The sequence below is a fragment of the Aliihoeflea sp. 40Bstr573 genome, assembly GCF_024105655.1.
Lineage (GTDB): Bacteria > Pseudomonadota > Alphaproteobacteria > Rhizobiales > Rhizobiaceae > Aliihoeflea.
The window spans coordinates 169695-195176 of the sequence record NZ_JAAAMH010000001.1 but is presented as its reverse complement, the minus strand read 5'-3'; the positions used below and the strand labels follow the sequence as shown (position 1 = coordinate 195176).

At 63.6% G+C, this 25482-nt stretch carries 27 protein-coding genes and 1 tRNA gene; 16 read left to right on the top strand and 12 right to left on the bottom strand.

The window, feature by feature from the left end:
* Window positions 1–89: 89 nt before the first annotated feature.
* Together GTK01_RS00950 and rpiA are read right to left on the bottom strand one after the other, a co-directional pair.
* A complete protein-coding gene (locus tag GTK01_RS00950) occupies window positions 90–632 on the bottom strand; it encodes a DUF2059 domain-containing protein (protein WP_252923926.1) in 543 nt (180 codons plus the stop codon).
* A gap of 54 nt (window positions 633–686) precedes the next feature.
* Window positions 687–1382 (bottom strand): ribose-5-phosphate isomerase RpiA, encoded by a 696-nt coding sequence (gene rpiA, locus GTK01_RS00945; protein ID WP_252923924.1) that lies wholly within the window; start codon window positions 1380–1382, stop codon window positions 687–689.
* Window positions 1383–1509: 127 nt separating this feature from the next.
* On the opposite strand from rpiA, the gene GTK01_RS00940 reads away from it, so the two are divergent.
* Together GTK01_RS00940 and GTK01_RS00935 are read left to right on the top strand one after the other, a co-directional pair.
* Window positions 1510–2211: an HAD family hydrolase gene (locus GTK01_RS00940; protein WP_252923922.1), complete on the top strand. Its 702-nt coding sequence runs from the start codon at window positions 1510–1512 to the stop codon at window positions 2209–2211.
* Window positions 2212–2284: 73 nt separating this feature from the next.
* Window positions 2285–2359, top strand: a tRNA-Val gene (locus tag GTK01_RS00935).
* A gap of 98 nt (window positions 2360–2457) precedes the next feature.
* Here GTK01_RS00935 and GTK01_RS00930 read toward each other — a convergent pair.
* Complete coding sequence (locus tag GTK01_RS00930) at window positions 2458–4557, bottom strand: murein L,D-transpeptidase (RefSeq protein WP_252923921.1); 2100 nt, start codon at window positions 4555–4557, stop codon at window positions 2458–2460.
* 290 nt (window positions 4558–4847) lie between these two features.
* On the opposite strand from GTK01_RS00930, the gene GTK01_RS00925 reads away from it, so the two are divergent.
* From GTK01_RS00925 to GTK01_RS00915, 3 genes are all read left to right on the top strand, one after another.
* The gene (locus GTK01_RS00925; RefSeq protein WP_252923919.1) at window positions 4848–6467 is read left to right on the top strand and encodes a fumarate hydratase; all 1620 of its coding nucleotides are present in this window, start codon (window positions 4848–4850) and stop codon (window positions 6465–6467) included.
* Window positions 6468–6536: 69 nt separating this feature from the next.
* Window positions 6537–6935: a rhodanese-like domain-containing protein gene (locus GTK01_RS00920; protein ID WP_252923917.1), complete on the top strand. Its 399-nt coding sequence runs from the start codon at window positions 6537–6539 to the stop codon at window positions 6933–6935.
* Window positions 6932–7393: a MarR family winged helix-turn-helix transcriptional regulator gene (locus GTK01_RS00915; protein ID WP_252923915.1), complete on the top strand. Its 462-nt coding sequence runs from the start codon at window positions 6932–6934 to the stop codon at window positions 7391–7393. Before GTK01_RS00920 ends, GTK01_RS00915 begins: the two co-directional genes overlap by 4 nt.
* On the opposite strand, the gene GTK01_RS00910 is transcribed toward GTK01_RS00915, so the two are convergent.
* Window positions 7390–7740 (bottom strand): gamma-butyrobetaine hydroxylase-like domain-containing protein, encoded by a 351-nt coding sequence (locus tag GTK01_RS00910; protein WP_252923913.1) that lies wholly within the window; start codon window positions 7738–7740, stop codon window positions 7390–7392. The two genes, GTK01_RS00915 and GTK01_RS00910, sit on opposite strands and share 4 nt — an antisense overlap.
* Before the next feature lie 131 nt (window positions 7741–7871).
* Here GTK01_RS00910 and moaA point away from each other — a divergent pair, with 131 nt between their 5' ends.
* From moaA to GTK01_RS00880, 6 genes are all read left to right on the top strand, one after another.
* Window positions 7872–8882 (top strand): GTP 3',8-cyclase MoaA, encoded by a 1011-nt coding sequence (moaA, locus tag GTK01_RS00905; RefSeq protein WP_252923910.1) that lies wholly within the window; start codon window positions 7872–7874, stop codon window positions 8880–8882.
* 96 nt (window positions 8883–8978) lie between these two features.
* Window positions 8979–9899 (top strand): EamA family transporter, encoded by a 921-nt coding sequence (locus GTK01_RS00900; RefSeq protein WP_252923909.1) that lies wholly within the window; start codon window positions 8979–8981, stop codon window positions 9897–9899.
* A gap of 66 nt (window positions 9900–9965) precedes the next feature.
* Window positions 9966–11180: a multidrug effflux MFS transporter gene (locus GTK01_RS00895; protein ID WP_252923907.1), complete on the top strand. Its 1215-nt coding sequence runs from the start codon at window positions 9966–9968 to the stop codon at window positions 11178–11180.
* Window positions 11177–11767 (top strand): molybdenum cofactor guanylyltransferase MobA, encoded by a 591-nt coding sequence (mobA, locus tag GTK01_RS00890; protein WP_252923905.1) that lies wholly within the window; start codon window positions 11177–11179, stop codon window positions 11765–11767. The genes GTK01_RS00895 and mobA overlap by 4 nt, the downstream gene beginning before the upstream one ends.
* Window positions 11764–12267 carry a molybdopterin-guanine dinucleotide biosynthesis protein B gene (mobB, locus tag GTK01_RS00885; protein ID WP_252923903.1) on the top strand — a complete coding sequence of 168 codons (504 nt, stop codon included), beginning with the start codon at window positions 11764–11766 and terminating at the stop codon, window positions 12265–12267. The genes mobA and mobB overlap by 4 nt, the downstream gene beginning before the upstream one ends.
* A 21-nt stretch (window positions 12268–12288) precedes the next feature.
* The gene (locus tag GTK01_RS00880) at window positions 12289–13155 is read left to right on the top strand and encodes an NAD(P)-dependent oxidoreductase (RefSeq protein WP_252923900.1); all 867 of its coding nucleotides are present in this window, start codon (window positions 12289–12291) and stop codon (window positions 13153–13155) included.
* On the opposite strand, the gene GTK01_RS00875 is transcribed toward GTK01_RS00880, so the two are convergent.
* From GTK01_RS00875 to GTK01_RS00860, 4 genes are all read right to left on the bottom strand, one after another.
* Window positions 13156–13653, bottom strand: a complete 498-nt coding sequence (locus GTK01_RS00875; RefSeq protein WP_252923898.1) for an Lrp/AsnC family transcriptional regulator — start codon at window positions 13651–13653, stop codon at window positions 13156–13158.
* A gap of 99 nt (window positions 13654–13752) precedes the next feature.
* On the bottom strand, window positions 13753–14379 hold the full coding sequence (locus tag GTK01_RS00870) for a uracil-DNA glycosylase family protein (protein WP_252924380.1): 627 nt from the start codon (window positions 14377–14379) through the stop codon (window positions 13753–13755).
* Window positions 14379–14990, bottom strand: coding sequence for a glutathione S-transferase (locus tag GTK01_RS00865; protein WP_252923896.1), 612 nt, complete (start codon window positions 14988–14990; stop codon window positions 14379–14381). The genes GTK01_RS00870 and GTK01_RS00865 overlap by 1 nt, the downstream gene beginning before the upstream one ends.
* Window positions 14991–15058: 68 nt before the next feature.
* Window positions 15059–15616, bottom strand: coding sequence for a thermonuclease family protein (locus GTK01_RS00860; protein ID WP_252923895.1), 558 nt, complete (start codon window positions 15614–15616; stop codon window positions 15059–15061).
* A 134-nt stretch (window positions 15617–15750) separates the two neighbouring features.
* On the opposite strand from GTK01_RS00860, the gene GTK01_RS00855 reads away from it, so the two are divergent.
* The gene (locus tag GTK01_RS00855; RefSeq protein ID WP_252923894.1) at window positions 15751–17274 is read left to right on the top strand and encodes a HAMP domain-containing sensor histidine kinase; all 1524 of its coding nucleotides are present in this window, start codon (window positions 15751–15753) and stop codon (window positions 17272–17274) included.
* Between the two features lie 2 nt (window positions 17275–17276).
* On the opposite strand, the gene GTK01_RS00850 is transcribed toward GTK01_RS00855, so the two are convergent.
* Complete coding sequence (locus tag GTK01_RS00850) at window positions 17277–18266, bottom strand: nicotinate-nucleotide--dimethylbenzimidazole phosphoribosyltransferase (RefSeq protein WP_252923893.1); 990 nt, start codon at window positions 18264–18266, stop codon at window positions 17277–17279.
* Between the two features lie 143 nt (window positions 18267–18409).
* Between GTK01_RS00850 and GTK01_RS00845 the strand changes: the two genes are divergently transcribed.
* Both GTK01_RS00845 and GTK01_RS00840 read left to right on the top strand, forming a co-directional pair.
* Complete coding sequence (locus GTK01_RS00845; protein WP_252923892.1) at window positions 18410–18646, top strand: DUF1289 domain-containing protein; 237 nt, start codon at window positions 18410–18412, stop codon at window positions 18644–18646.
* Between the two features lie 3 nt (window positions 18647–18649).
* Window positions 18650–19354 carry a TIGR02281 family clan AA aspartic protease gene (locus GTK01_RS00840; protein ID WP_252923891.1) on the top strand — a complete coding sequence of 235 codons (705 nt, stop codon included), beginning with the start codon at window positions 18650–18652 and terminating at the stop codon, window positions 19352–19354.
* Between the two features lie 3 nt (window positions 19355–19357).
* Here GTK01_RS00840 and GTK01_RS00835 read toward each other — a convergent pair whose 3' ends face one another.
* Both GTK01_RS00835 and dusA read right to left on the bottom strand, forming a co-directional pair.
* Complete coding sequence (locus GTK01_RS00835; RefSeq protein ID WP_252923890.1) at window positions 19358–20191, bottom strand: sulfite exporter TauE/SafE family protein; 834 nt, start codon at window positions 20189–20191, stop codon at window positions 19358–19360.
* A gap of 63 nt (window positions 20192–20254) precedes the next feature.
* Entirely contained in the window at window positions 20255–21289 is a 1035-nt protein-coding gene (dusA, locus tag GTK01_RS00830; protein ID WP_252923889.1) for a tRNA dihydrouridine(20/20a) synthase DusA, read from the bottom strand.
* 786 nt (window positions 21290–22075) lie between these two features.
* Here dusA and GTK01_RS00825 point away from each other — a divergent pair.
* Both GTK01_RS00825 and GTK01_RS00820 read left to right on the top strand, forming a co-directional pair.
* Window positions 22076–22555: a MarR family winged helix-turn-helix transcriptional regulator gene (locus tag GTK01_RS00825; protein WP_252923888.1), complete on the top strand. Its 480-nt coding sequence runs from the start codon at window positions 22076–22078 to the stop codon at window positions 22553–22555.
* A gap of 81 nt (window positions 22556–22636) precedes the next feature.
* Window positions 22637–24358, top strand: coding sequence for a thiamine pyrophosphate-requiring protein (locus GTK01_RS00820; protein ID WP_252923887.1), 1722 nt, complete (start codon window positions 22637–22639; stop codon window positions 24356–24358).
* Here GTK01_RS00820 and GTK01_RS00815 read toward each other — a convergent pair.
* Window positions 24355–25473 carry an alpha-hydroxy-acid oxidizing protein gene (locus GTK01_RS00815; protein ID WP_252923886.1) on the bottom strand — a complete coding sequence of 373 codons (1119 nt, stop codon included), beginning with the start codon at window positions 25471–25473 and terminating at the stop codon, window positions 24355–24357. The genes GTK01_RS00820 and GTK01_RS00815 overlap by 4 nt on opposite strands.
* Window positions 25474–25482 lie beyond the last annotated feature (9 nt).

The following is a 25482-nucleotide window of genomic DNA, read 5'->3' as shown; positions in this document are numbered from 1 at the left end:
TTTCTTGCTATTGCGGCGCAAGACTTAAGGCTGCGACACCCAAAAGAAAAGCCCGGCGCTGGGCCGGGCTCCTCGTCATGACATTCCGCTCAGTTCGACTGCGCGGGCGCCGGAGCGGCGTCATCGGCAGGCTCGGCGACCTGGCCTTCCAATTCGGCGGCAACGTCGCGCGCGAGATCGCGGGCAATGCCCGACTGCCAGATATTGGCCGCCTGGAAAACCTGGTTGGTCACTTCCGGATGTGTCTCGATGAATTTCTGGCCAGTTGGCGAGGCGTAAAATGCCGAGATTTCCTTCAGCTCCTCCTCGGAGAAGAACTGCGCATAGGCAGCGGCTGCCTCGCGCTCAAGATCGCCGCGGCGGGCAGCGAGCGCGATCGCCTTTTCGTCGACGGTCTCGGAAATCAGGCTCACCTGGTCGGGGTTCTTCTGCGTGAGTTCGTTCTTCAGGGCCATCGCGGCCTGCGGCAGGATGTTGTCGAACTCGTCGGTCATCCCGACGGCGTCCACGGCCGCGCGCGCGGCGGCGAGATGGCTTTCAGAAGGCTCCTGCGAGGCGGCAGGGCCCATGGCCGATCCGAGAGCGATGGCTGCACCGACGGCAAGCGCAATGCCCGCATACCTGAAATTCATGTCCAGTCTCCTCTTTGCCGGCGCGCACGCGCCGCTTGTTCGTTCTGACGACGCCTATACGCCGTCGATCGTCTTCACGCCATCTGGTTCGGCGACCACGGCAAGATCCGCCAAGCCCAGGAAAAGTCCGTGTTCCACGACGCCCGGGATCGCGTGAAGCGCATCCGAAAGTGCCAGTGGATCGGGAATACGGCCAAAAGATGCGTCGAGAATGACATGGCCCCCGTCGGTGAGGAAACGCTCGCCATTCTTCTCGCGAAGACTGATCTTTCCCGACAGTCCGAGCCTTCCAGCGGCCTCCTCGATCGCGATGCGCGTGGCGCCCAGGCCAAATGCATTCACCTCGATCGGCAACGGGAACTTGCCCAACGTGTCGACGACCTTCGAGGCATCTGCAATCACGATCATGCGCTGCGACGCAAAGGCGACGATCTTCTCGCGCAGCAGCGCGCCGCCGCCGCCCTTGACGAGCGAAAGGGCGGGTCCGATCTCGTCGGCGCCGTCGATGGTGAGGTCCAGCGCCGGTTCCTCGTCGAGCGTCGCCAGCGGCACGCCGAGATCGCGGCAAAGCTCGGCCGTGCGCTCGGAGGTTGGAACGCCGACGATCTTGAGCCCGTCGGAAACACGCACGGCGAGGAGCCGCACAAACTCCTCGGCGGTCGAGCCCGTTCCGATGCCGAGCTTCATCCCGTCTTCCACGTGGGAAAGGGCGACCCGTGCCGCCTCGATCTTCAGCGCTCGCGCATCCATGTCCCGCTCCTTCGTTGGCAGACGCCGTTTATCATCTTCCCCCGCGCTGGCAAACCTTCCCGGTCGCCTTGCGCGCGCCGCTGGGCCAAGTTAGACCCGCCGCAACGGAAACCGACGGACGATCCCTATGCCTGCTCCGATCATTGTCTTCGACCTCGACGGCACCCTCGTCGACACCGCGCCCGATCTGATGGCGAGTCTCAATCATTGCCTGGCGCTGGATGGCATGACCGTGGCCGGGCCCGCGGAGTTTCGGCGCTTCGTCGGTATGGGCGGCAAGGTCATGATCGAGCGCGCCTACGCGGCGCAGCAGCGGGTTCTTTCAAATGAGCGCCTGAAAGAGCTGCTCGACACGTTTATCGAGCATTATGGCTCGAACATGCCCGGCGAATCGCAGCCTTATGAAGGCGTTATCGCAGCGCTCGACCGGTTCGACGACGCGGGCTACCTGACCGCGATCTGCACCAACAAGTTCGAGATGCATTCGACGCGCCTGATGCAGGGCCTCGGCCTCACCGAACGGTTTCGCGCAATCTGCGGCCAGGACACGTTCGCCTTCCGCAAGCCGGACCCGCGCCACCTGATCGAGACGATTGCACGCGCCGGCGGCGATCCCGAGTGCGCAATCATGGTCGGCGACTCTGAAACCGACATCAAGACGGCCAAGGCAGCGGGCATTCCCGTCGTCGCCGTCGACTTCGGCTACACCGACAAGCACGTGCGCGAATTCGAGCCGTCGCACATAGTTTCGCATTTCGACGAGTTGACAGTCGATCTTGCCGACCGACTGATCGCAGCGGCAACCTCGCCGCGCGCCAAGACCGCTTGACGGACGCCGCCGGATGCTCCTATACGCGGGCCACGTTCGGTCCGCCGGACGACCTTGAGCGCCGGACGCTCATGGGCGCGTAGCTCAGCGGGAGAGCATTCGCTTCACACGCGAAGGGTCACAGGTTCAATCCCTGTCGCGCCCACCATTTACCGAACTGTCGGCATTGTCGCTTCTCATTTTTCGTTCTGTAGCGCGGAACGACACCCGATCAGCACGCCAGGATGATTGCTCGATCGAGCGCCGTCAGATCGACGGCGCCCTCGCCGCTTCGATGCGCTCCATGGCCTCGCGCGTTTTCAGATCCCGCTCGTAGACGTCAGGGTAGTAACCCATCTTGCCGCCAGCCTCCGGCCATGCGGTGAAATAGGCGACGTAGACCGGGATCTTGTCCTCCAGATTGTCCCGGCCGTGCTGGCCGGCAAGGCGCGAATCGACCTTCGCCCGATCCCAGCCAAGCACCGCCGCCGCCATGGCGCGCGGGTCTTCGAGACGCACGCAGCCGTTGGAGAGGGCGCGGTTGTCGCGGGTGAACAGATGGCGGTCGGGCGTATCGTGCATGTAGATCGCATGCTTGTTCGGGAACATGATCTTCAACTCGCCGAGCGCATTGCCAGGCCCCGGACGCTGTCGGACGTTGAAGGGGATGTTCGCCCCGTAGCGGGGCCAGTCGATAGCCGAGGACGAAATCTGGCGGCCCTGTTGGTCTGTCACCTCGAATCCGGACCGGTCGAGATAGGACGGATCCGAATAGAGCTTCGGCAGATATTTGTTGACGATGATCGACCGCGGCACGCCCCAGTAGGGGTGGAACTCGACATACGAAATCTCGTCCTGGAAAAAATACGTCTGCGTCGCCTTGGTGCCGACCACGGTACGCATCGAGAGCCTCTCGTGGCCGTCCTCGACATAGCTCGCCGTCGCAGATGGCGCGTTCAGGAACACGTAGCGGTCGCCAAAGTCCGAAGGCAGCCAGCGAAGCTGCTCCATCGCAAGCTTCACCTTCTCGATTCGCGCCGCCTTCGACTCGCCCGCAAATGAGGTAACGGTGCGCGGTCCGATGATGCCGTCGACCTGCAGCCCGCGCTTTTGCTGCGCCGCCTTGATGACCGCGACGAGATCATCCGAATAGACCTCGCTGGCACGGTTGAGTTCGATAGCCGTCGCATGCTGGGCGAGGAAGCTCTGATCCGCCTCCTTCTCGATGACGGCGAGGATTTTCGGCAGTTCTGAATTCGTCTGGCCGGGCCGGATGAACGTACCGGGCGCGATGACGATGCTCTTCTCCTCGCTGGCGCGCAGCTCCTCGAGTTCAACCTGCATGGCCTTGTAGAACTCGTTTTGCGGATGAAGCGCGCGCAACGCGTCGCGCGCGTCGCCGCCATCGGCAAGATTCGCCAATAGTCCGGAATAGTCGACCGTCTTCAGTTCGAAATCATGATAGCCGGAGATGCGGTTCGGATCGACGCGGCCGGCGTGGATATCGCGCGCATAGCGCAGCATGCGCGCCGACAGCGCCATTTCGAATCGCGCCAGCGCCGCTTCATCGTTCGCTCGCGGCATGGACACGGCGTAGTCGCCGGGGTTGAGGCCGTAGTCGTCGGCGCTCGCCAGTTCGCGCAACACGTCGCGCGCCGCCGAGTTGACGCGCCCGCCGTCGGACCAGATCACCTGCGGGTGCTTGGAGTAATGCGCCACCACCGCATCGCCGATCGCCTGCTCGGCATAAAATTCGTAGGTCGCGAGGTCGTCGAGCGAACTGGCAATCGTCGCCGCCGTCGCCTTTGCCGGCTCGGGCGAAGGCACGGCATGCTTGCGAACGTCGATCTCGAGCTTCGGACTGGCGCCGGTGATTGACGGCACTTGCCGATCGTCAGGCTCGGCCATGCGTCGGCGCGACTCGCCGCGGATCTCATTGCCCTCAAGCGCTTTCTCCACCGCCTCTTCCAGGCTGCCGCCGGCAACGGTAACCGGCTGTGAAGGTCCGCGCGTAACCTGGGTCGTCGCGCCTACCGTGCCGTGGTCGATGCCGGAACCGACCAGTGCGGGATCGATCGTAATGGCGGCGAAGTTCACCTTGGCCAGCGCATCGGTCTTGTAGGTAAAGTATTGCGGACCGCTGACGCGCGGAGCCTGCGGCGGCGCGGCACGCTGGGCCTGCCGCTGGACCGGTGCCTGCTGCTGCTGCTGCTGGGGAAATTGCGGCTCGACATAGCGGCGCGGCGGCTGATTGAACAGGCGCTCGAAAAACCCCTGCGCGGAAGCATTTTCGACACCGGTCAGGAGCGACGCCGCGAGCGCGGTTGAGGTCAGGGCCAGAGCCCGAAGGCGCATACGCTTGATCATATCGTCCAATCCAGTGAGAGTTCCAACCGGGCGCGAAGCGTGCCTGCGAACATTAGGGCCGACACTGGACCCGATATGGTTTCCAAATCGCAAACTCGCGCCCGCCGCAATCACGATGCTACGGATGACGAGGCCTGGTGTTCAAGGCAGTCCGCGTCTTGCATGGCCGGTTTTGTGGCGACCATTGCAGGAATACAACGCCCTTCATTCGGTCCAAAGGCAGGCTTCAATCCGGACCCGTTTAGCTTTAAGAGCCTGCCAACCTGTTTCTTTCCGGAGACCTTTCGACGATGGCCGACTATGCAAGCGCCGAGCTTTTTCCCCTCGCAGCCGACGAAACGCCCTATCGCAAGCTGACCTCGGAGCATGTGAGTGTCGATACCTTCCGCGGCCAGGAAATCCTGACGGTCGACGTCGAAGGTCTGCGCCTCTTGTCGGAAACTGCCTTCGCGGACATCAACCATCTGCTGCGACCCGGCCATCTGAAGCAGCTTGCCGCGATTCTCGAAGACCCGGAAGCGACCGACAACGACCGCTTCGTCGCCTATGACCTCCTGAAAAATGCAAATATCGCCGCTGGCGGTGTCCTGCCGATGTGCCAGGACACAGGTACGGCGATCATTATGGGCAAGAAGGGCCGCCGCGTCTGGACTGAAGGCGGCGATGCCGATGCGCTCGGCCAGGGCGTGCTCGACGCCTATGAGAAGAAGAACCTGCGCTATTCGCAGCTGGCACCGCTGTCGATGTTCGAGGAAAAGAACACCAAGAACAATCTTCCTGCACAGATCGACATCTACGAGGAAGGCGCGGACGCCTACAAGTTCCTGTTCGTCGCCAAGGGAGGCGGATCGGCCAACAAGACGTTCCTCTACCAGGGGACGCCCTCACTGATGACGTGCGACCGGCTGCTCGACTTCCTGAAGGAAAAGATCCTGACGCTCGGCACCGCCGCCTGCCCGCCCTATCATCTCGCGATCGTCATAGGCGGCACTTCGGCGGAAATGAATCTCAAGACCGTGAAGCTCGCCTCCACGCGCTATCTCGACGGACTGCCGACATCGGGCAGCGAGACCGGCCACGCCTTCCGCGATCTCGAGATGGAAGCCGAAGTTCACAAGATGACGCAATCCATGGGCGTCGGCGCACAGTTCGGCGGCAAATACTTCTGCCACGACGTTCGGGTCATCCGCTTGCCCCGCCACGGCGCCTCGCTGCCGATCGGGCTTGGCGTCTCCTGCTCGGCGGACCGCCAGGCCAAGGGAAAGATCACGAAGGACGGCATCTTTCTCGAGGAGCTGGAGACAAACCCGGCCCGCTACATGCCCGACATCGACGAAGAAAAGCTGACCTCGCATGTGGTGAAGGTCGATCTCAACCAGCCGATGAGCGAGATCCTGAAAATCCTCTCGGCCCAGCCCGTCAAGACCCGCGTGTCATTGACCGGCCCCATCATCGTCGCGCGCGACCTTGCGCACGCCAAGATCCGCGAGCGCCTCGAAGCCGGCGAGCCGATGCCCGACTATTTCAAGAACCACCCGATCTACTATGCCGGCCCGGCCAAGACGCCGGTCGGCTATGCGTCGGGCTCGTTCGGCCCGACGACTGCGGGTCGCATGGACTCCTATGTCGACCAGTTCCAGTCCTTCGGCGGATCGATGGTGATGCTTGCCAAGGGCAACCGCTCGCGCCAAGTGCGTGAGGCGTGTGGGCGCCATGGCGGCTTTTATCTCGGCTCGATCGGCGGCCCCGCCGCGCGGCTGGCACAGGACTGCATCAAGCGAGTGGAAGTCGTCGAGTACCCCGAGCTCGGCATGGAGGCGATCTGGCGCATCGAGGTCGAGGATTTCCCCGCCTTCATCGTCATCGACGACAAGGGCAACGATTTCTTCAAGGAACTGAACCTTGGCTGACCGGGAGCGCGCGAGCGTCTTGCGCTGACGCTTTTGCGCGGCCATCATCGGCAGGTTAGGAGGCCTGCGATGAAAAAGGGTTACAAGGCATTGCTTGAAGAAGCCAATGCCGAAGTCGAGGCGATATCGCCCAGCGAAGCACACGAACTCGCTGCGCGCGACGACGTTGTTCTGGTCGACATCCGGGATCCGCGTGAACTGGACCGCGAGGGACGCATTCCGCACACCCTGCACGCGCCGCGCGGCATGCTGGAATTCTGGATCGACCCCGAAAGCCCCTACCACAAGCCGGTCTTCGCCAGCGGCAAGACGTTCGTGTTCTTTTGCGCGGGCGGGCTGCGCTCGGCGCTCGCCACCAAGACCGCACAGGACATGGGGCTCTCTCCCGTCAAGCACATCGAAGGCGGGTTCGGCGCCTGGAAGGAAGCCGGACTGCCCTACGATCCGCCAGCCGAGCGCAAGCCTTGACCGCAACGAAATCCATCGACGCGCCCCGCCTGCCCTGGGACAATCCCCGGTTCCGCAACTGGATCGCGGTCGTGCGGGCTGAGCGCGCGGTCGTGCGCGAACTGGCCAAGGCGATCGCGCCGCTGAAAATCGGCCAACTCGACGTTCTGATGAACCTCTACCGCCACCCTGGCCTGTCGCAGCACGATCTTGCGCGCCGGCTTCTGGTGGGTCGTTCGAACATCACCATGCTGCTGCCGCAGCTCGAGAAACAGGGGCTGCTGCGGCGCGATCCGGACGACAACGACCGCCGCATCATGCGCCTCTACCTTACTGACGACGGCGACAAGCGGCTGATGACGGCCATGGAAATCTATGCGGCCCTGCTCGACCGCGTCATGGCGCAATCGACGCCCGACCAGTGCGAGCGGCTCGGCGACCAGATGCGCCGCATCAGCGACGCCCTGAAGGAAGACTAGTCCCGCGACAGGCCCTTGGCCTCCAGTTCATCGAGATAGGCCTGCCAGCGCGTCTCCTTCTCGTGGCCAAGCGCGTGCAGGTAATCCCAGGTGAAGATGCCGGTATCGTGCCCGTCGTCGAAGATGATGCGGACGGCGTAGTTGCCGACAGGCTCCATCTTCGAAATCGCGACATTGCGCTTGCCTGGCACGGTCACGCGCTGTTCGGGCGAATGACCCTGCACTTCTGCCGAAGGCGAAACGACGCGCAGGAACTCCGCATCGAGCGGGATCGGCGCGTGATTGTCGAACAGGACCGTGAGCAAACGCCGATCCTTGGCAACGCGCAATTCCGATGGTGGCCGCATGTGATGTCCTTTTCCGCCGTTCACATCCGAATGCCTCAATTCATCGTCAAGCGCCAGACTTTCGGCTCAGTGGGCTTGCGCGCGGACGAAAAGATCACGAAATTGACGGGATGAGCATGGAAGATTGCCGCATGACATTTGGTGACCCCAGCATGATCGACCCGTTCGGACGCGCAATCTCTTATCTGCGCGTTTCCGTGACTGATCGCTGCGACTTCCGCTGCACCTACTGCATGGCTGAGGACATGACCTTCCTGCCCAAGCGCGACCTTCTCAGCCTCGAGGAACTCGACCGCCTGTGCACCGTCTTCATCGAAAAGGGCGTGAAAAAGCTGCGGCTGACAGGCGGCGAGCCGCTGGTGCGCAAGAACATTCTGCATCTGATCCGCGACCTTTCGCGCCATATCGAGAGCGGCGCGCTCGAGGAACTGACGCTGACGACCAACGGCTCGCAGCTCCAGCGCTTCGCCGCCGAACTTGCCGAATGCGGCGTCAAGCGGATCAACGTCTCGCTCGACACGCTCGATCCTGCGAAGTTCAAACAGATCACTCGCTGGGGCGACATCTCCAAGGTCATGGCCGGCATCGACGCCGCGCAGGCGGCGGGTCTCAAGATCAAGATCAACGCCGTCGCTCTCAAGGGCTTCAACGACCATGAAATCCCCGGCATGCTGCGCTGGGCGCATGGTCGCGGCATGGACATGACGGTCATCGAGACGATGCCGATGGGCGAGATCGACGAGGATCGGACCGACCAGTATCTTCCACTGTCGCTTCTTCGCGCCCAGCTCGAGCGCCAATTTACCCTCACCGACATTCCGTTCAAGACCGGTGGTCCTGCGCGCTATGTCGAGGTGGCTGAGACGGGCGGAAGGCTCGGCTTCATCACGCCGATGACGCACAATTTCTGCGAAAGCTGCAACCGCGTCCGGCTGACATGTACGGGCACGCTTTACATGTGTCTCGGCCAGGATGACGCCGCTGATCTGAGAGCCGCGCTGCGCGCATCAGAGGGCAACGAGCTGCTGTCGAGCGCGATCGACGAAGCGATCGGCCGCAAGCCCAAGGGCCACGATTTCGTGATCGACCGCCGCACCAGTCGGCCATCCGTTTCCCGGCACATGAGCGTCACCGGCGGTTAAAGCGTTCTGTGGAGCAGAGTTTCGCCGCGCTGGTCCGTTGCGCCCGGCACGGCGGCATCCTATGGCATCGGTGAGCCAACCGACGAGCCATCTTCCGTGAATCTTTCGCCCAATCTCCGCGCTGCCCTGTTCATGGCCATTTCGATGGCCGGCTTCACCATCAACGACGCGATGACGAAGACGGTCATCGGCGAGATGAGCGCCGCGCAGGTGATGGTCGTCCGGGGCACTTTCGCCACGGTCCTGATCGGACTGCTCGCCTGGCACAGCGGTGTTTTTCGAGCGCTCGGCCTTATTCGGCGCCCGCTCGTGGCAATTCGGGCCATCGGTGAGGTCGGGAGCACACTGTGCTTCCTTGCCGCGCTTGCGCAAATGCCGCTTGCAAACGTTTCGGCCATCCTGCAGGCGCTGCCGCTTGCCGTCACCATGGGCGCGGCGCTCTTCATGAACGAGCCGGTTGGTTGGCGGCGCTGGACGGCGATTCTCGTCGGATTCGTTGGCGTCCTGATCATCGTGCGGCCTGGCTTCGAGGGCTTCAATTCCTACGCGCTGCTGGCGCTCTTGTGCGTCGCCTTCTGCGCGGTCCGCGACCTCATCACTCGACGCATTCCCGAACACATACCGACGCTTGCCGTCTCCTTCGCGACCGCGCTTTTCGTCACGATCGTAGGCGGGGTTCTCGTCATCCCCTATGGCGGCTGGACGCCGTTGACGGTCACGTCGACATCGTTCCTCTTTGCAGCCGCACTGCTGCTGATCGTCGGCTATCAGTTCATCATCATGGCCATGCGCGTCGGCGAAATATCCTTCGTCGCACCGTTCCGCTACACCGCGCTGATTTGGGCCCTGCTCATCGGCCTGTTTGCCTTCGGCGAAGTTCCGGACACGGCCATGCTGATTGGCGCGGCCATCGTCGTGGCGTCGGGGCTTTACACGCTCTACCGCGAGCGCCATGCCGGCAAGACGCAGCCGGTAATCGATACCACAACACCCGCCATGGCTCCCGATGGCGTCTGATGCGCTTGATGCCGGAACGGATGAGGCCTATTCAGGCGGCATGATTAACGCGTTCAGTTCATTGCAATGACGCTCCGCCTCGCCCAGCGCGCGGCGACGCCGCCGCACATCTTCACGCTCGTCATGGCTACGGCGTCGAGCGCCTTGGCGATGAACGTCTTCTTGCCATCGCTCCCGGCCATGGCACGGCATTTCGACGCCGAATATTCGGTCGTGCAGCTTGCCGTCGCCCTCTATCTCATCGCTACGGCCGTTCTGCAGTTTTTCATAGGCCCGGCCTCGGACAGGTTCGGCCGTCGACCGGTCCTGCTTCTGTGCTTTGTGGTCTTTCTCGCCGGAACCCTTGCCGCGATCTTCGCGCCGACGATCGAGGTTCTGCTCGCCTGCCGCATTCTGCAGGCGTTCTCGGCTGCGGGGATGGTTCTCTCGCGCGCGATCGTGCGCGACACGGTCGGGCCGGACCAGGCGGCGAGCAAGATCGGCTACGTCACGATGGGCATGACGCTTGTTCCCATGATCGGACCGATCATCGGCGGCTTCCTCGACGAGCTCTATGGCTGGCAGTCGACGTTTGTCCTGACACTCGCTTTCGGCCTGACCGCTTTCGCCATCATTTGGGTCGATCTCGGCGAGACGAACCTGCGCCCCTCCTCATCGCTCTTCGCGCAGGTTCGCGCCTATCCTGAACTGGTCCGGTCGGAACGCTTCTGGGGCTATACGCTCACTGCGGCCTGCACCTCGGGTACCTTTTTCGCCTTTCTCGGCGGTGGTCCCTATGTTGCGAGCGAAATCTTCGGCCTCTCTCCCTCCCAGTACGGGTTTTACTTCGGCTTCGTCTCGGTCGGATACATGCTCGGCAACTTCCTGTCGGGGCGCCTTTCGAGCCGCATTGGCATCAATCGAATGCTCCTGATGGGCAATCTGATCGCGGCGGGCGGAATGACGGTGCCGCTGATTCTCTACTTCGCAGGATACGTCACGCCCGCATCGCTGTTCGTGCCCGTCATGTTCGTCGGGCTCGGCAACGGCATGACGCTGCCAAACGCGATGGCCGGTATCGTTTCGGTGCGTCCGCATCTTGCCGGCTCAGCGTCCGGCCTCGGCGGTGCTATGCAGATCGGCGGCGGCGCAGGGCTTTCCGTTCTTGCCGGCGGCCTTCTGGGGCCTGAAACCGGCCCGGCTCCTCTGCTATGGGTCATGCTGGCGTCTTCCAGCCTGGGGATCGTAGCCGCGCTCTACGTTATGCACGTGGCCGCGCGAAAGGGCGAGTTGGCACAATGAGCGTCGCCGGCCTCGTTCTCGCCGGCGGGCGCTCGACGCGAATGGGCAGCGACAAGGCGATGATCATTCTCGGCGACCGGACGCTTCTTGCCCGCGCAGTCGCACGCCTTGAGCCGCAGGTTGACGAACTGTCCGTGAGTTCCAATCTGCTTCAGGTAGAGGCGGCCGGCGTGCCTGTCATCGCTGACGCGACGCCAAGCTTCGAAGGGCCGCTTGCCGGCATCCAGGCCGGTCTCCAATGGGCGCAGTCGCGCGGGCATTCCGCGCTCGCCAGCGTCGCCGTCGACAGCCCGTTCTTCCCCGAAACCCTCGTGCGCCAATTGAGAAAGGGCGACCCGGCCCGCATCCAGGTCGCCCGGTCGATCGGACGCGTTCATCCGGTTTTCGCCCTCTGGCCCGTCACGGCACTGGAACCGCTGTCCAACTTTCTTGTACGAGCCGAAACCCGCAAGGTCATGACGTTTCTCGATGAATTCGGCTTCGACGGCGTCGATTTCCCAACTGAAGCCTTTGATCCCTTCTTCAACGTCAATACGCCCGACGACCTTGCCGAGGCCGAGCGAATTTCAAGGTTGATCGGATCATGACACAGCGTGTCATCGGCATCACCGGCTGGAAGAATTCGGGCAAGACCACCCTCACGGAACGTCTCGTGGCCGAGTTCGTCGCGCGGGGCATGAAAGTCTCGACCGTCAAGCACGCGCATCACGCCTTCGACCTCGACCAGGTCGGCACCGATTCGTTTCGCCACCGCGCGGCCGGTGCCGGCGAGGTCGCGATCGTCTCGGGCAATCGCTGGGCGCTGATGCACGAACTGCGCGACGAGAGCGAGCCTTCGCTCGACGCGGTTCTCGCGCGTCTTTCACCCTGCGACCTCGTCATCGTCGAGGGTTACAAGCGCGAGGGACACTTGAAGATCGAAACGCGCCGGCGCGACGCCAAGGACACGCGCCCGCTCTCGGCGGACGATCCCAACATCGTCGCGGTCGCCAGCGACCACGCATTGCCGGCCGAAACCTTGCCCGTTTTCCCGATCGATGACATAGCGGCAGTGGCAGATTTTATCACGTCCCGGCTGGGACTTTGATCCACGACGGAGGAGAGGACGATGGCGAAGGTCGCATTTTTGGGGTTGGGCGTTATGGGATACCCGATGGCGGGCTATCTCAAGACCAAGGGCGGCCATGACGTCACCGTTTACAACCGCACCGCTGCCAAGGCCGAGAAATGGGCCGCGGAGTTCTCCGGCAAGTCGGCCGCGACGCCGGCGGACGCCGCCAGGGGCGCGGAGTTCGTCTTCTCATGCGTCGGCAATGACGATGATTTGCGCTCCGTGACGCTCGGCGACAATGGCGCATTCTCGTCAATGGGTTCCGGCTCGATCTTCATTGACAACACGACGGCCTCGGCAGAGGTCGCACGTGAACTGGCGGCGCTTGCCGGCGAAAAGGGCATCGGGTTCATCGATGCGCCCGTCTCGGGCGGACAGGCCGGCGCTGAAAACGGCGTCCTCACCGTCATGTGCGGGGGCGACCAAGAGACTTTCGACAAGGCGAAGCCCGTCATCGACGCCTATGCGCGCATGGTCGGGTTGATGGGTCCGGTCGGGGCGGGACAGCTCACCAAGATGATCAACCAGATCTGCATCGCCGGTCTCGTCCAGGGCCTGTCGGAAGGCATCGCCTTTGGCCAGCGTGCGGGCCTCGACATCGAGAAGGTGGTCGACGTCATCTCAAAGGGCGCCGCCGGCTCGTGGCAGATGGAGAACCGCTGGAAGACGATGCGCGATGGCAAGTTCGACTTCGGCTTTGCGGTCGACTGGATGCGCAAGGATCTCGGCATCTGTCTCGAGGAAGCCGACCGCAACGGGGCGCAACTGCCCGTCACGGCCCTCATCGACCAGTTCTACAAGGACGTCCAGGGCAAGGGCGGCAAGCGCTGGGATACATCCTCGCTGATCTCGCGACTGACGTAGTCAAGCCGCATTGCTGCCAGACCCGCTTTCCTTGTCCAACACCATATAGTCGAGCGGCAGTTCGGTCGTATACTTGATCTGCTCCATGGCGAATGACGAGGACACGTCGCGGATCTCGATCTTGGCGATCAGGCGCTTGTAGAAGGCGTCGTAGGCGGCGATGTCAGGTACGACGACGCGCAGGAGGTAGTCGATGTCGCCGCTCATGCGATAGAACTCGATGACCTCGGGAAATTCCTGGATGACTTCCGAGAAGCGGCGCAGCCATTCGTGGCTGTGCGAATTGGTGCGGATCGAGACGAAGACCGTCACACGCGCATTGATGCGCACCGGATCGAGCAGCGCCACGCGCTTGCGGATCACACCCTCTTCCTCGAGCTTCTGGATGCGACGCCAGCACGGCGTCGTCGACAGCCCCACCTTCTTGGCGACGTCGGCAACGGCGAGCGTGGAATCTTCCTGCAGGAGACGCAGAATCTTGCGGTCGAGGCGGTCCATATGAGGCTCCGATGAGAAATCTCATGCTAAAATGACGAAGTTTCGCGCGGTAGCCAAGCATGCAGTCCGGTCGTTAGCTTCTATCGAAGCAAAATTGTCCTAATCCGAGGGCGCTGTCGACAAACGAATTTCGCGGCGCAGGACCGGAAGCAATTCGCTTTCGAAGAACGGGTGGCGTTTCAGCCATCCGGTGTTGCGCCAGGAGGGGTGCGGCAGCGGCAGGATACGCGGGTGCGTGTTGCGCAGGAATATCGCCCGCCAGCTCTCGACGTTCGATGTCAGCGAGGTCCCAAATTCGCGGCCAAGATGCCAGCGCTGGGCGTGGAGCCCGATTGCCAGGACGAGCTCGATCTGCGGCGTGGTTGCCAGAAGCGGTGCCCGCCACGCCGGGGCGCATTCGCGACGGGGTGGCAAGTCGCCGCCCTTGTCGTCCTGCCCCGGAAAGCAGAATCCCATCGGGACGATCGCGAACAGCGCCGGATCGTAGAATTCCTCGCGCGTGACGCCCATCCAGTCGCGCAGGCGATCGCCCGAGCGATCGTTGAACGGCAGTCCGGTGGCGTGAACGCGCGTGCCGGGCGCCTGCCCCGCTATCAGTACGCGCGCTGTGGAGGACGCCACGACGACCGGCCGCGGCTCGTGCGGCAGCGGCGTCTTGAGCGGCTTGTCCCGGCATATTCGGCAAAGCCGGATGCGCCGGACAAATTCTTCCGCATTGCCCAGGATCAGGCCTTGGCGCTCGGCCGCGCGGAGACCTCAGCGAACCATCGGTTCACGTTCTGAAGCTCGGCGGGCACTTCGAGCCGGGCCGGCTTCATGAACTCGACGCCGACGAGGCCGGTGATGTCCGCGATCGTGTAGTCGTCGCCTGCGATGAAGCGGCTGTCAGCCAGATGACGGTCGAGCATGTGGAGATATTCGATCGCCTTCGGCTTGTTGGCCTCGCCCCATTCGGGGATCTGCGGCACCTCCCATTCCTTCATCGCAGGGTGGATATGCCGGAAGGCTTGGGCGACGGCGGAAAGGAAATGAAGCTCCATGCGACGCTGCCACATCTCGACCTGCGCGCGGCCGAGCGCGCCCATACCGAACAACGGCGGCTCGGGATGCAACTCCTCGAAATAGCGGCAAATGGCAACCGATTCGGCTAGGATAGTCCCGTCGTCCAGTTCAAGCACCGGCAGGCGCTGCAACGGGTTGCGGCTCGTCACTGCCTCGGATTTGTGTCCCATCGCGGCCATGTCGACCGGCTCGATCGGCACGTCGATTCCCTTCTCTGCGAGAAATATGCGTACCCGGCGCGGGTTCGGCGCGCGGCCGCCATCGTAAAGCTTCATGTCCGTCTCTCTCCCTCGTTCAGCTCCTGTCTAGAACGGAAATCGCCTGTCCCGCCAGACGCTTTTCGTCAGCGGCCGATCCAAAGCCGAAGCCGGTCGAGGACAGGATCGAAAAGCCCGCCATCCTCGGTCGCCATGCCACGCGTCGCGCGCCACTCGTCCGGACGCTCGAACGTGCCGGCCCAGATGCCGCGCCCGGCCCTGCGCGCGCGCAATTCGGCGAGGTCGTAGTCACCGGAGGCGACTGCCCAGCCGGTTTCGACCATCCGCGCGGCAAGGTTCAGGTCACCGGCATGACAGGTCGCAAGGAACCGGCCATAGCGGTCCTTGCGCCGAGTCGCGCAGTTTATCTCGCGACCGCCGATCAGCTGCCGCAGTCGCTCGCGCGCCTCGCGGCCGCAGTCATAGATCGCCATGCCGTCGTCGCAGGTCTGGCCCATCTCCGGCGCGTCGATCCCGACAAGCCGAATCCGGCCGTCGCGGGTGTCGAGCGTGTCGCCGTCGATCACTCGAACCGTCGACACGATCTCGTGCGCCGCGCGCTGCTCGAAGTTCCAGGCAAGCGCGCCAAGAACCAGGAACATGCCGGCCGTCAACGCCAGGTCGCGCAGGCCGAGCGGGCGCATCGCGCCCCTGCCCCCCCGCCGTGGCCGGGCCTGCCGTGGTCTGCGAAAGGGAAGAACTGGCAAGCGAAGGGTCTCTTAATCTTCTTTGGCTAGACTTCGTGCCGATCATTGGCGCGCATTGACTGATATTTCGTATGGCGTTTTCAGGCACGCAACTTGCCGACAAGAACATCGTGGACCGCAGGAAGGCGCATCGCAACACGGATGTGGCCAAGGCGGTGCGACGCACGCGCGAGCGCCTCTCCCAGCGCGAGGGCAATCCGGTGTTCGAGCGCGACCTTCTGAAACTTCACGCACGCGCGATGATCAATACGGCGGCTGCGATCCCGCTGATGGTGCTTGTCGTGATGGCCGGTGGCGTCTTTGCAGGCACCGGCCCGCAGATCGTCATATGGGCCATCATCACGGTCGCCTGCTATCTCGGTCTCGCGCTGATCGCGCGCCGGGTCGACCGCGCCGACATCAATGAACTCGACGCAGTGGGCGTCAAGCGCTCGTTTCTGCTCGGTCATTTCGTCTCCGGTCTCGGCTGGGCGTATCTTGCGGCGATCGAATGCGTTGAATGCCAGCTCGACCAGTTCACGGTCCTCAAGACCGTCATCCTGCTCCTGGCCATTGCCTCCACTGCCCTCATCTCGCACACGCTGCGCGGGGCGCTGGTCCTGACCTTCGCGTTGCCGGTCGCCGTCTTCGCCTATCTGACTGTCGATATGGCAATGCCCGTCGAGGCGATCATGGTCGCGCTGCTGGCTGTCTCGCTCGGCTTCTTTACATTTGTCGCCGGTCACATGAACCGTTCCGCCGTCATGCTCCTGTCCTATCAGGCGGAAAAGGACGGGCTGATCGTCGAACTGGAGACGGCGAAGTCCATGTCGGACGAGGCGCGTCGGCGCGCAGAGGAGGCGAACCTTGCGAAGTCTCGATTTCTGGCGACGATGAGCCACGAGCTGCGCACGCCGCTCAATGCGATCCTCGGCTTTTCGGAAGTCATGGGCAACGAGGTTCTCGGCCCCATGCACAACGAGACCTATCGCGACTACTCGCGCGACATCAACGCGTCCGGCCAGCACCTCCTCAACCTCATCAACGAGATCCTCGACCTCTCCCGCATCGAGGCGGGCCGCTACCAGCTCAACGAGGAGCCTCTGTCGCTGACCGGCGTCGTCGAAGAGTGCTGCCACCTGATGGAGCTGAAGGCGCACAAGAAGGCGATCCGCCTCGTCCAGCAGTTCGAGCCGACGCTGCCGCGTGTCTTCGCAGACGAGCGCTCGCTGCGCCAGATCACGCTCAACCTGATCTCAAATGCCGTGAAGTTCGCGCCGAACGGCTCGGAAGTGCGCGTGCGCGTCGGCTGGACCGCCGGCGGCGGTCAGTACGTCTCGGTCAAGGACAACGGCCCCGGCATTCCGGCCGAGGAAATCCCCGTCGTGCTCTCGGCCTTCGGCCAGGGTTCGATCGCCATCAAGAGTGCTGAACAGGGAACCGGGCTCGGCCTGCCCATCGTCCAGGGGCTGCTCGAACTGCACGGCGGCGAATTTCAGCTTCGCTCCAAGCTGCGCGAGGGCACTGAAGCCATCGCCATCCTGCCGCCTGCGCGCGTGATGGAGGCCCTGCCGGCGTTGCCGACCCGGCAGAGGGCAGCGGCCGGACGGCGCTGAGTTCAGTTCTGCCGGATGGTCATGGAGCCGAAAGTCTGGGCTGCATTTTTCAGAACCAGCGCACCCATCGCCGCGCCGATCCCTTCGCCCTCGCCCATTTCGAGATCGAGGATCGGTTTCAAGCCGAGCGCCTGCGCCGCATGACGCTGGCCGCGATTGGTCGTCGCGTGGCCAAGCAGGCAATGGTCAATCGCATCCGGCCGCGCAGCGTGGAGGACGGCCGCCGCGGCGAGCGACACGATCCCGTCGAGCACCACAGGAACGCGCTCCATGCGCGCTGCGAGGATCGCGCCGGCAATCGCCGCGATCTCACGCCCGCCAAGTCGGCGCAGCGCTTCCAGAGGGTCTTTCACATGTCCGCCATGGAGTTCTACGGCCTTGTCGATGAGGCGGATGCGCCGCTCGGTCAGATCCGGATCTCCGATCGGCTCGATCCAGTCGAGCGCGGCCCGTCCGTGCAGCGCCATCAGGAGCGCGGCGGCGACCGTTTCGCCGCCGACCCCAAGGCTCCCGATGCAGATCAGATCCGCCCCTCCTGCTATCGCTTCCATGCCGAAGGCCATGGTCACCGCGCAGCCGCGCTCGTCGAAGGCAGGGCCTTCCGAAATGTCGTCGACTGGCAGGTGGAGGGCGAGATCGAAGACCTTCAGTCCGAAATCGTTCGCCGCGCAGATCTGGTTGATCGCCGCTCCTCCCGCCGCGCAGAACTCGACCATTGCCTGTGTCTCATTGGCCTGCCGGCTGCTGATGCCATGCCTGGCGATGCCATGCGTGCCTGCAAAAAGCGTCACCATCGGCCGCGTGATCTGCGGCTGGGCGCGGCTTTGCCAGCCGGCCAGCCAGACGGCGAGTTCGCCCAATCGCCCGAGCGGCACGCCCTGCGCCTCGAGCAGCCGCAGGCGAGCCTCGGCCTCGCGCCGCGCTTCCTTGTCCGCCTCGGGCATGCGCCGAAGGAGATCGCGATAGTCGTCGAATGGCAGGCCGCTGGTCATCGAATACTCCTCAGAATCTGCGATAGCGCATACCCAAGTCGCGTCGGTATCACAATGGCGGATGCCCACACCGAACCTCCAAGCCCTCGTCTTGCAAGGCCGCTTCATTTGGACCATCTGTCATGCATGTCCAGGAACACTCAATGACGCCGATCGAATCGCCTTGCATTCTCGTCTGCTCGATCGACATGGCGACCGGCTTCTGCTTCGGCTGCGGGCGCACGCGTGAGGAGATCGGCGCGTGGACGACGATGACGCCCCAGGCGCGCCGCGAAATGATGGCCGAGCTGCCCACGCGCCTTGCCACCATGGAGCGCCGCCCTCGCCGTGAAACGCGCCGCGCGCGTATGGCGCGCGAGCGCGACCTGACGCAGGACTGAGCGATGGGCCGCCTCTTCTGGATCGTCATCGCCGTCATGGCCCTCGGCCTCGTTGCACTGGTCGCGACGGGCGACAGCGGTACGATTTTCGGTCTCGACAGCGCCAGCTTCGCGCAGACTCTCTATCTCGGCCTCCTCGGCGCGGTCATCGCCGTTGGCATCCTGGGCTCCGGACAGCGCTTCGGCCCGATGGCGCGTACGCTCGCCATCTGGCTGGTCATCATCATGGCACTGATGGTCGGCTATCAGTACCGCTACGAGTTGCAGGATGTCGGCAGCCGCCTGACGGCCGGGCTCATTCCCGGCAGCCCGCTCGCCATGATCGGGGAGGATGGCCGCGCTGCGGTCATGATCGACCGGATGGCGAACGGTCACTTCGAGATCCGCGCATCGATCAACGGAACGACCGTCAACAGCATGGTCGATACCGGCGCGACCACGACGGTCCTCAGTTCTGCTGACGCCCGCCGCGTGGGCTTCGAGCCAGAGAATCTGAGCTACACCGTCCCGATCATGACCGCGAACGGACCGACGCAGGCCGCGCGGATCGTCATAGATGAAATCCGGATCGGCGGGATTTCGCGGACTCGCCTGCCGGCGCTCGTCGCAGCGGAGGGTCAGCTCGACCGCACGCTTCTCGGCATGAATTTCATCGGCTCGCTGTCCGGTTTCGACATGCGCGGCGAGCGCCTCATCCTGCGCGACTGAACGTCAGGCAATCAAGCTCCAGAAGAAGCGAGCGGAAATGAAGATGCAGAACAGGCCGAAGGCGACTTCGAGCTGGCGCTTTTTCAACGCATGCGCGATCCGGACACCATAGGGCGTGACGATCAGCGCGATCGGGATGATAAGCGCCACCGCGATCCAGTTGATGAAGCCGGTCGACAGGATCGGCAGGTCGGGGTGGTTCCAGCCTGCCCAGATGTAGCCGATCGTGCCGGGAATTGCGATCAGGACGCCGACGCCCGACGACGTCGCCACTGCCTGATGCATCGGCCGGCCGTAAATGGTCATGAACGTGTTGTTCATCACCCCGCCGCCAATGCCCATCAGCGTCGAGAAATAGCCAATGATCACGCCCGCCAACGTGCGCCCCCCCGCGCCCGGCAGGTCACCTTTGATCTTCCAAGACTCGCGGTTGAACAGAAGCCTCACCGCGACGAGCAGCATGAGCACGGCAAAGACGATGCGGAGGCCTTCGCTCGAGATATAGGCGGCGGTGATGGACGCCAGCACAACGCCGATCGGAACCGGAATGAGGAAACTCTTCAGAAGATCCATGTCGACCGCCCCGCGTGCCTTGTGCCCCGTAAAGGAGCGGATCGACGTCGGAATGATGATCGCCAGCGACGAGCCGACCGCCAGATGCATGCGTACGACTTCATCAACGCCGAGAAGGCCGAAGACCTGGTAGAAGACTGGCACCAGAACCGCGCCACCGCCGATCCCGAAAATACCGGCCATCAGCCCTGCGACGACGCCTGCGGCGGCGATGGCCGCAGCGAAGACCGCAAGCTCGCCCCACGGCAGATCAAGTCCGGACATGCGCATCCCCCGCAATTTGTTGCGCTCGTGCGCTAGCGTGACGAGAAGGGAAAGTAAACCGCTTCAGGCGGCGTCGCGGGCTTGGTCCAACTCAATTTGGCCAAAGGCTGCGTGCAGCACATCGGGTCCCGCGCCGGCCTTCGTCGCGTCAGTCGACAGAATCTGGCGGAACCGCCGCGCGCCCGGCAAGCCGTGGAAGAGACCGACCATGTGGCGCGTGACATGGGTCAACCGGCCACCGCCGGCGATATGCGCCGCGCAGTAATCGGCCATGCGGTCAATCAGTTCGGGCCATTCGATCGGGGCCTCGGCGGCCTCGAAGATGCGCCGGTCGACGTCGGCCAGCAGACCGGGATTGTGATAGGCGGCACGTCCCAGCATCACGCCATCGGTCTTTTCCAGATGCCGCACGCTCTCGTCGAGATCGGCGATGCCGCCATTGATGCCGACGAAGTTTGCGCCGAGCCGCGCCTTCAGACTGTAGACGCGACCATAGTCGAGCGGCGGGATGTCACGGTTCTCCTTCGGACTAAGCCCCTGCAGCCAAGCCTTGCGCGCATGGACCCATAGCGCATCGGCGCCTGCGGCGATCACCTTGTCGGCGATCTCGTCGAGCGCAATCTGCGGGTCCTGCTCGTCGACGCCGATCCGGCACTTGACGGTGATAGGCACGGACACACGCGCCTTCATCGCCGAAACACATTCGGCCACAAGGTCCGGCGTGCGCATCAAACAGGCGCCGAAGGTGCCGCTTTGCACGCGGTCGGACGGGCAGCCGACATTCAGATTGATTTCGTCATAGCCCCATTCAGCCGCGATCTCCGCCGCCGTGGCCAGCTTCACCGGATCGCTGCCGCCGAGTTGCAGCGCAACGGGATGCTCATCAGGCGCAAATCCGAGCAAGCGGTCGCGATTGCCGTGGATAACGGCATCGGCCACCACCATTTCCGTATAGAGCAGCGCATGGCGCGTCATCTGCCGGTGGAAGTACCGGCAGTGGCGATCCGTCCAGTCCATCATCGGGGCTATAGCAAAAACCGGACGGCGGTAAAGCGCGGGAGTGCCGCCTTCATGCAGGTTTGCGTCTTTCGTGCTCATGCCTGTTTGCTGCTCGTTCGTGCGCGTCATTGACGGTTCTGGCGAGAGCACAACAATTGTCGTACCGATGACGAGCATGTTGTACCGACGAGAACCATCGTACCCCGCCCTCAAGGACGGATCGGCGGCCTACTTAGCGCAGATCGTCGTGAAACGCGATGGTCGGATCGCTCGTCGCGAGTCATGTACCTCTAACAGCGAGCCGCCGGCTCGCGCATGGACGAAGACGCGCGAGAAGAATGGCGGGCGGTAGCGCTACGACGCTCGACTTGCAGTTGAGAGGGCGCCCAGGTGAGACCTGCCTCAGGCTCCGCGAGGCGTCGATCCGACTGGATTGCAGTGACATCACAAGACTGGTCGTAATCACTCATCAAGAGTGCATCTCGTTCGCAACGAAGGGTCGCAGGCCGCCATAACGGCGAAGTCTGCTCGAGCGAACAACTCTTTCCCGAAGTCCCCTTCACATCCGAAGCACCGGTAATCGAAGGTCCAAGCGCGCAGCCGAGCGTAGCGGTCCAGAAGGTCACGCCAGTCCATGTTCTCGATGACCGGGCGTTCGATGAGAGATCGGGCCAAACGACAGCCATTCCTTTCGGCGCGGTTTCTTCGACCGTGGTCCAGACGGGAGGGTCGCAGCGCCCGGCTCGGGAGTCAGCTCTCCTCCCAGTGGACCCTCCATGGAAGCAACAACCGCACAAGAACCTCTTATGGTTGTGCATGCAATCCACATTTGCCGGCGACCGTATAAGAGGTAAGATCATGGGGAAGGTCTTCATGGAAAACCATATGAACCACGCAAAACCACTTCGGGGCGAAATCGAAAACAGGCAGGTGGGCGACATCGCGCTCGGCGACCTTGACGATTACATCGGATTTCATCTCCGACTTGCCCAGAATGCGTCGTTCCGCGCATTTCAGCGCCAGACGGGGCAGAGCGATTTGCGTCCGGGCTGGTATGCGTTGTTGAGCCTCATCAACGACAATCCCGGCATCACGCCGATGACGCTCTCGCGCGCGTCCGGTCGCGACAAGTCGACCCTGACGCCCCTCCTGCGCGACATGATCCGCGAAGGTCTCGTTGAAAAACAGCCTATCGCGCGCGACCGGCGCAGCTACGCTCTCTTCGCGACCCCGGCCGGCATCGCGCGCCTGGTGGATCTGTCGCGCCATGCGGCCGAACATGACAAGCGTCTCGACCGGATCGTCGGCGACCGGAAGGCCGAGTTGCTTAACCTTCTGCGCAGAATCACCGCCGAGATCGAGTGAGTCGGGTTGCGCGAAGTTTCGAAAGAATGTTTGATACCAAACTAGTTTGACCGCCCTTGCGCTCAACTACAGGAGGTATCGATGCTGGAGAGTCGAGCCGGAGACAAGGCCGGCAGCGCGAAGATGACGGCCGGCGCCGCGCTCTTCACGCGGCTGAAATCGCTCGGCGTCGATTACGTCTTCTGCAATTCGGGCACCGATTTCCCCCCGATCATCGAGGGCCTTGCCGAGGCGTCCGCGAAGGACATCCCGCTGCCACACGCGATCGTCATGCCGCATGAGCACGCGGCCATGGGCATGGCTCACGGCTATTATTTCGCGACCGGCAAGGCACAAGCGGTGATCCTTCACACAAATGTCGGTCTTGCCAATGGCTCGATTGGCGCGATCAATGCCGCCGTCGACCAGGTTCCGGTGCTGATGATGTCGGGACGCACGCCCGTCACGGAAGAAGGGCGCTTCGGGGCGCGAACCGTGCCGATCGGCTGGGGGCAGGAGATGCGCGACCAGACGGCGCTCGTCCGGGAAGCTTCCAAGTGGGACTACGAGCTGCGATTTGCCGAGCAGATCGGCCCCCTTCTCGACCGAGCGCACGCGATCGCCAATTCGACGCCAAAGGGGCCGGTCTATCTGAGCCTGCCGCGCGAAGTCTTGTGCGAAGAGGTCGACGCCGCCGGGCTTGACGCGCCCGCCACGATGCAGCCGACCCGCGCGGGGCCGGACATGACGCTGATCCGCCAGGCTGCGAAGATGCTGGCCGAAGCGCGCAATCCCCTGATCGTCGCCCAGCGGGGAGCTGGCAGCGAAGCCGGGTTCGCGGCGCTTTCGCAACTCGTGTCCGATTGGTCGATCCCGGTGTGCCAGTGGTGGGCAGTCGCGACCGCCATTGCAACGGACCATCCCTGCTATGTTGGCGCAAACCCGGACCCGTGGCTTGGCGAAGCTGACGTCGTGCTGGTGCTCGATGCGCTCGCGCCCTGGTGGCCGGACATGCACAAGCCGGCGCCGGATGCCAAATTCATCCATTTGGGACCGGACCCGCTTTTCGCGCGCACGCCAGTGCGCAATTTCCGATCAGACGTCACCATCGCCTGCCCGAGCGATGACGGCATTCTTGCGCTCGCAGCCGAAATGCGGCCCATGATGAACCGTCACGTCGGCGCGAGAATGAGCCGTCAGGCGCTCCTGTCCTTACGCGTGCCGCAGCTTCGCGAACGCCTCGCGCAGGCCGCCGCGCCATCGGCACCGATGTCGAAGGCCTACGTTTCCAAGTGCGTATCCGACGCCATTGCCGGCAAAGAAGCGACGGTGCTTTCCGAACTGGGCTGTCCGCTCGATCCGATCGTGCTCGACCGGCACAATTCCTGGCATCAGGAGCCGCATGCGGGCGGGCTCGGGTGGTCGTTTCCCTGTGCGATGGGCATGCAGCTTGCCGACCGCTCGAAGCTCGTCGTTGCGACAATGGGCGACGGATCCTACGTCTTTTCCAATCCGGTCGCCTGTCACCAGATCGCCGAGGCGCTGGAGCTGCCGATCCTCGTCGTGATCCTCAACAATTCCGAATGGGGCGCGGTGCGCCATTCGGTGACCGGTCTTTATCCCGATGGCTATGCCGCCAAAGCCAACCGGATGCCGCTGACCTCGCTCGAGCCCTCGCCCGATTTCACCAAGGTTGCCGAGGCGAGCCGCGCCTATGCAGTGAAGGTCACCAGTGCGGACGACCTGCCAAGGGCTCTGCAAGGCGCGATCCGCCACATCGAGGAAAAGCGCCAGCTTGCACTCGTCGAGGTCGCGATCGGCTAGACCTGAAGAATCGTGCGGTCGAGGTCCGCCGCATTCGGGCAGCCGACGAGCGCCAGCGTGTTGTCGATCTCAAGGCTAAGCGTCTCGATCACCTGCTCCACCCCGGCCTGACCGGCGGCGGCAAGTCCGTAAAGCGTTGCGCGACCGAGCATGACCGCATCGGCACCCAGCGCCAGCGCCTTGACGATATCGGCGCCGCGCCGGAAACCGCCGTCCACCAAAAGCGTTCTGCCGTCCGGAACGTCTACATGTTCGATCACGTCGAACCCCGAGACGACGTCCTCGAGCTGGCGCCCACCGTGGTTGGACAGGACGACGCCGTCGACGCCGAGCGAATAGCAGCGCGCGCAGTCTGCCGGATCGGTCAGGCCCTTTACGATCAGACGGTGCGGCCATTCATTCCGAAGCGCCTTGAGATCGTCCCAGTCAAAGCTCGCATCCATCTGGCGCAGCATCAGCATCGCCTGGCTGTTGGCGTCCTGGGCCGCGCTGCTGCGCAAGTTCGCCATCTGCGGCGCCCCGCCGCGCAATTGCTGCAGCGCCCAGGCCGGGCGGCGCGCGCAGTCGAGCGCAAAACGGACCGTCATGTGGAAGGGAACGCCGAAGCCATTACGATAGTCGCGGTCCCTCCGCCCGCCCACGGGCACGTCGACAGTCAGCACCAGTGTCCGGTAGCCCGCGGCGAGCGCGCGGGCCGCGAACTGCCGGGCCGCATCGCGGTTGAGCACGTAGAGCTGAAACCAGAGCTCGCCGTCTGCCGCATCGGCCACTTCCTCGATCGACATGCTCGAAGCTGTCGACAGCACGAATGGAATGCCGAATCTCGCGGCAGCGCGCGCCAGCGCCACGTCACCACCTGGCATGATTGCGCCGTTGAGGCCGGTCGGACCGATGATGAACGGCAAAGGCAGTCGCTTGTCGAAGAGCGGGACCGTCGGGTCGCGGCGACTGACGTCGGTGAGCGGCTTCAGCTTCAGCAGCCGCTGCTCGATCGCATCCCGATTGCGCTGGACGCCGCGCTCGTCTCCCGCGCCGCCGTCAACATAGTCGAAGACCGCCCGCGGCAGGCGGCGCCGGGCGTGCTGGCGCATGTCTTCAACGTTTGCGTAGCCCATCCTCGACCG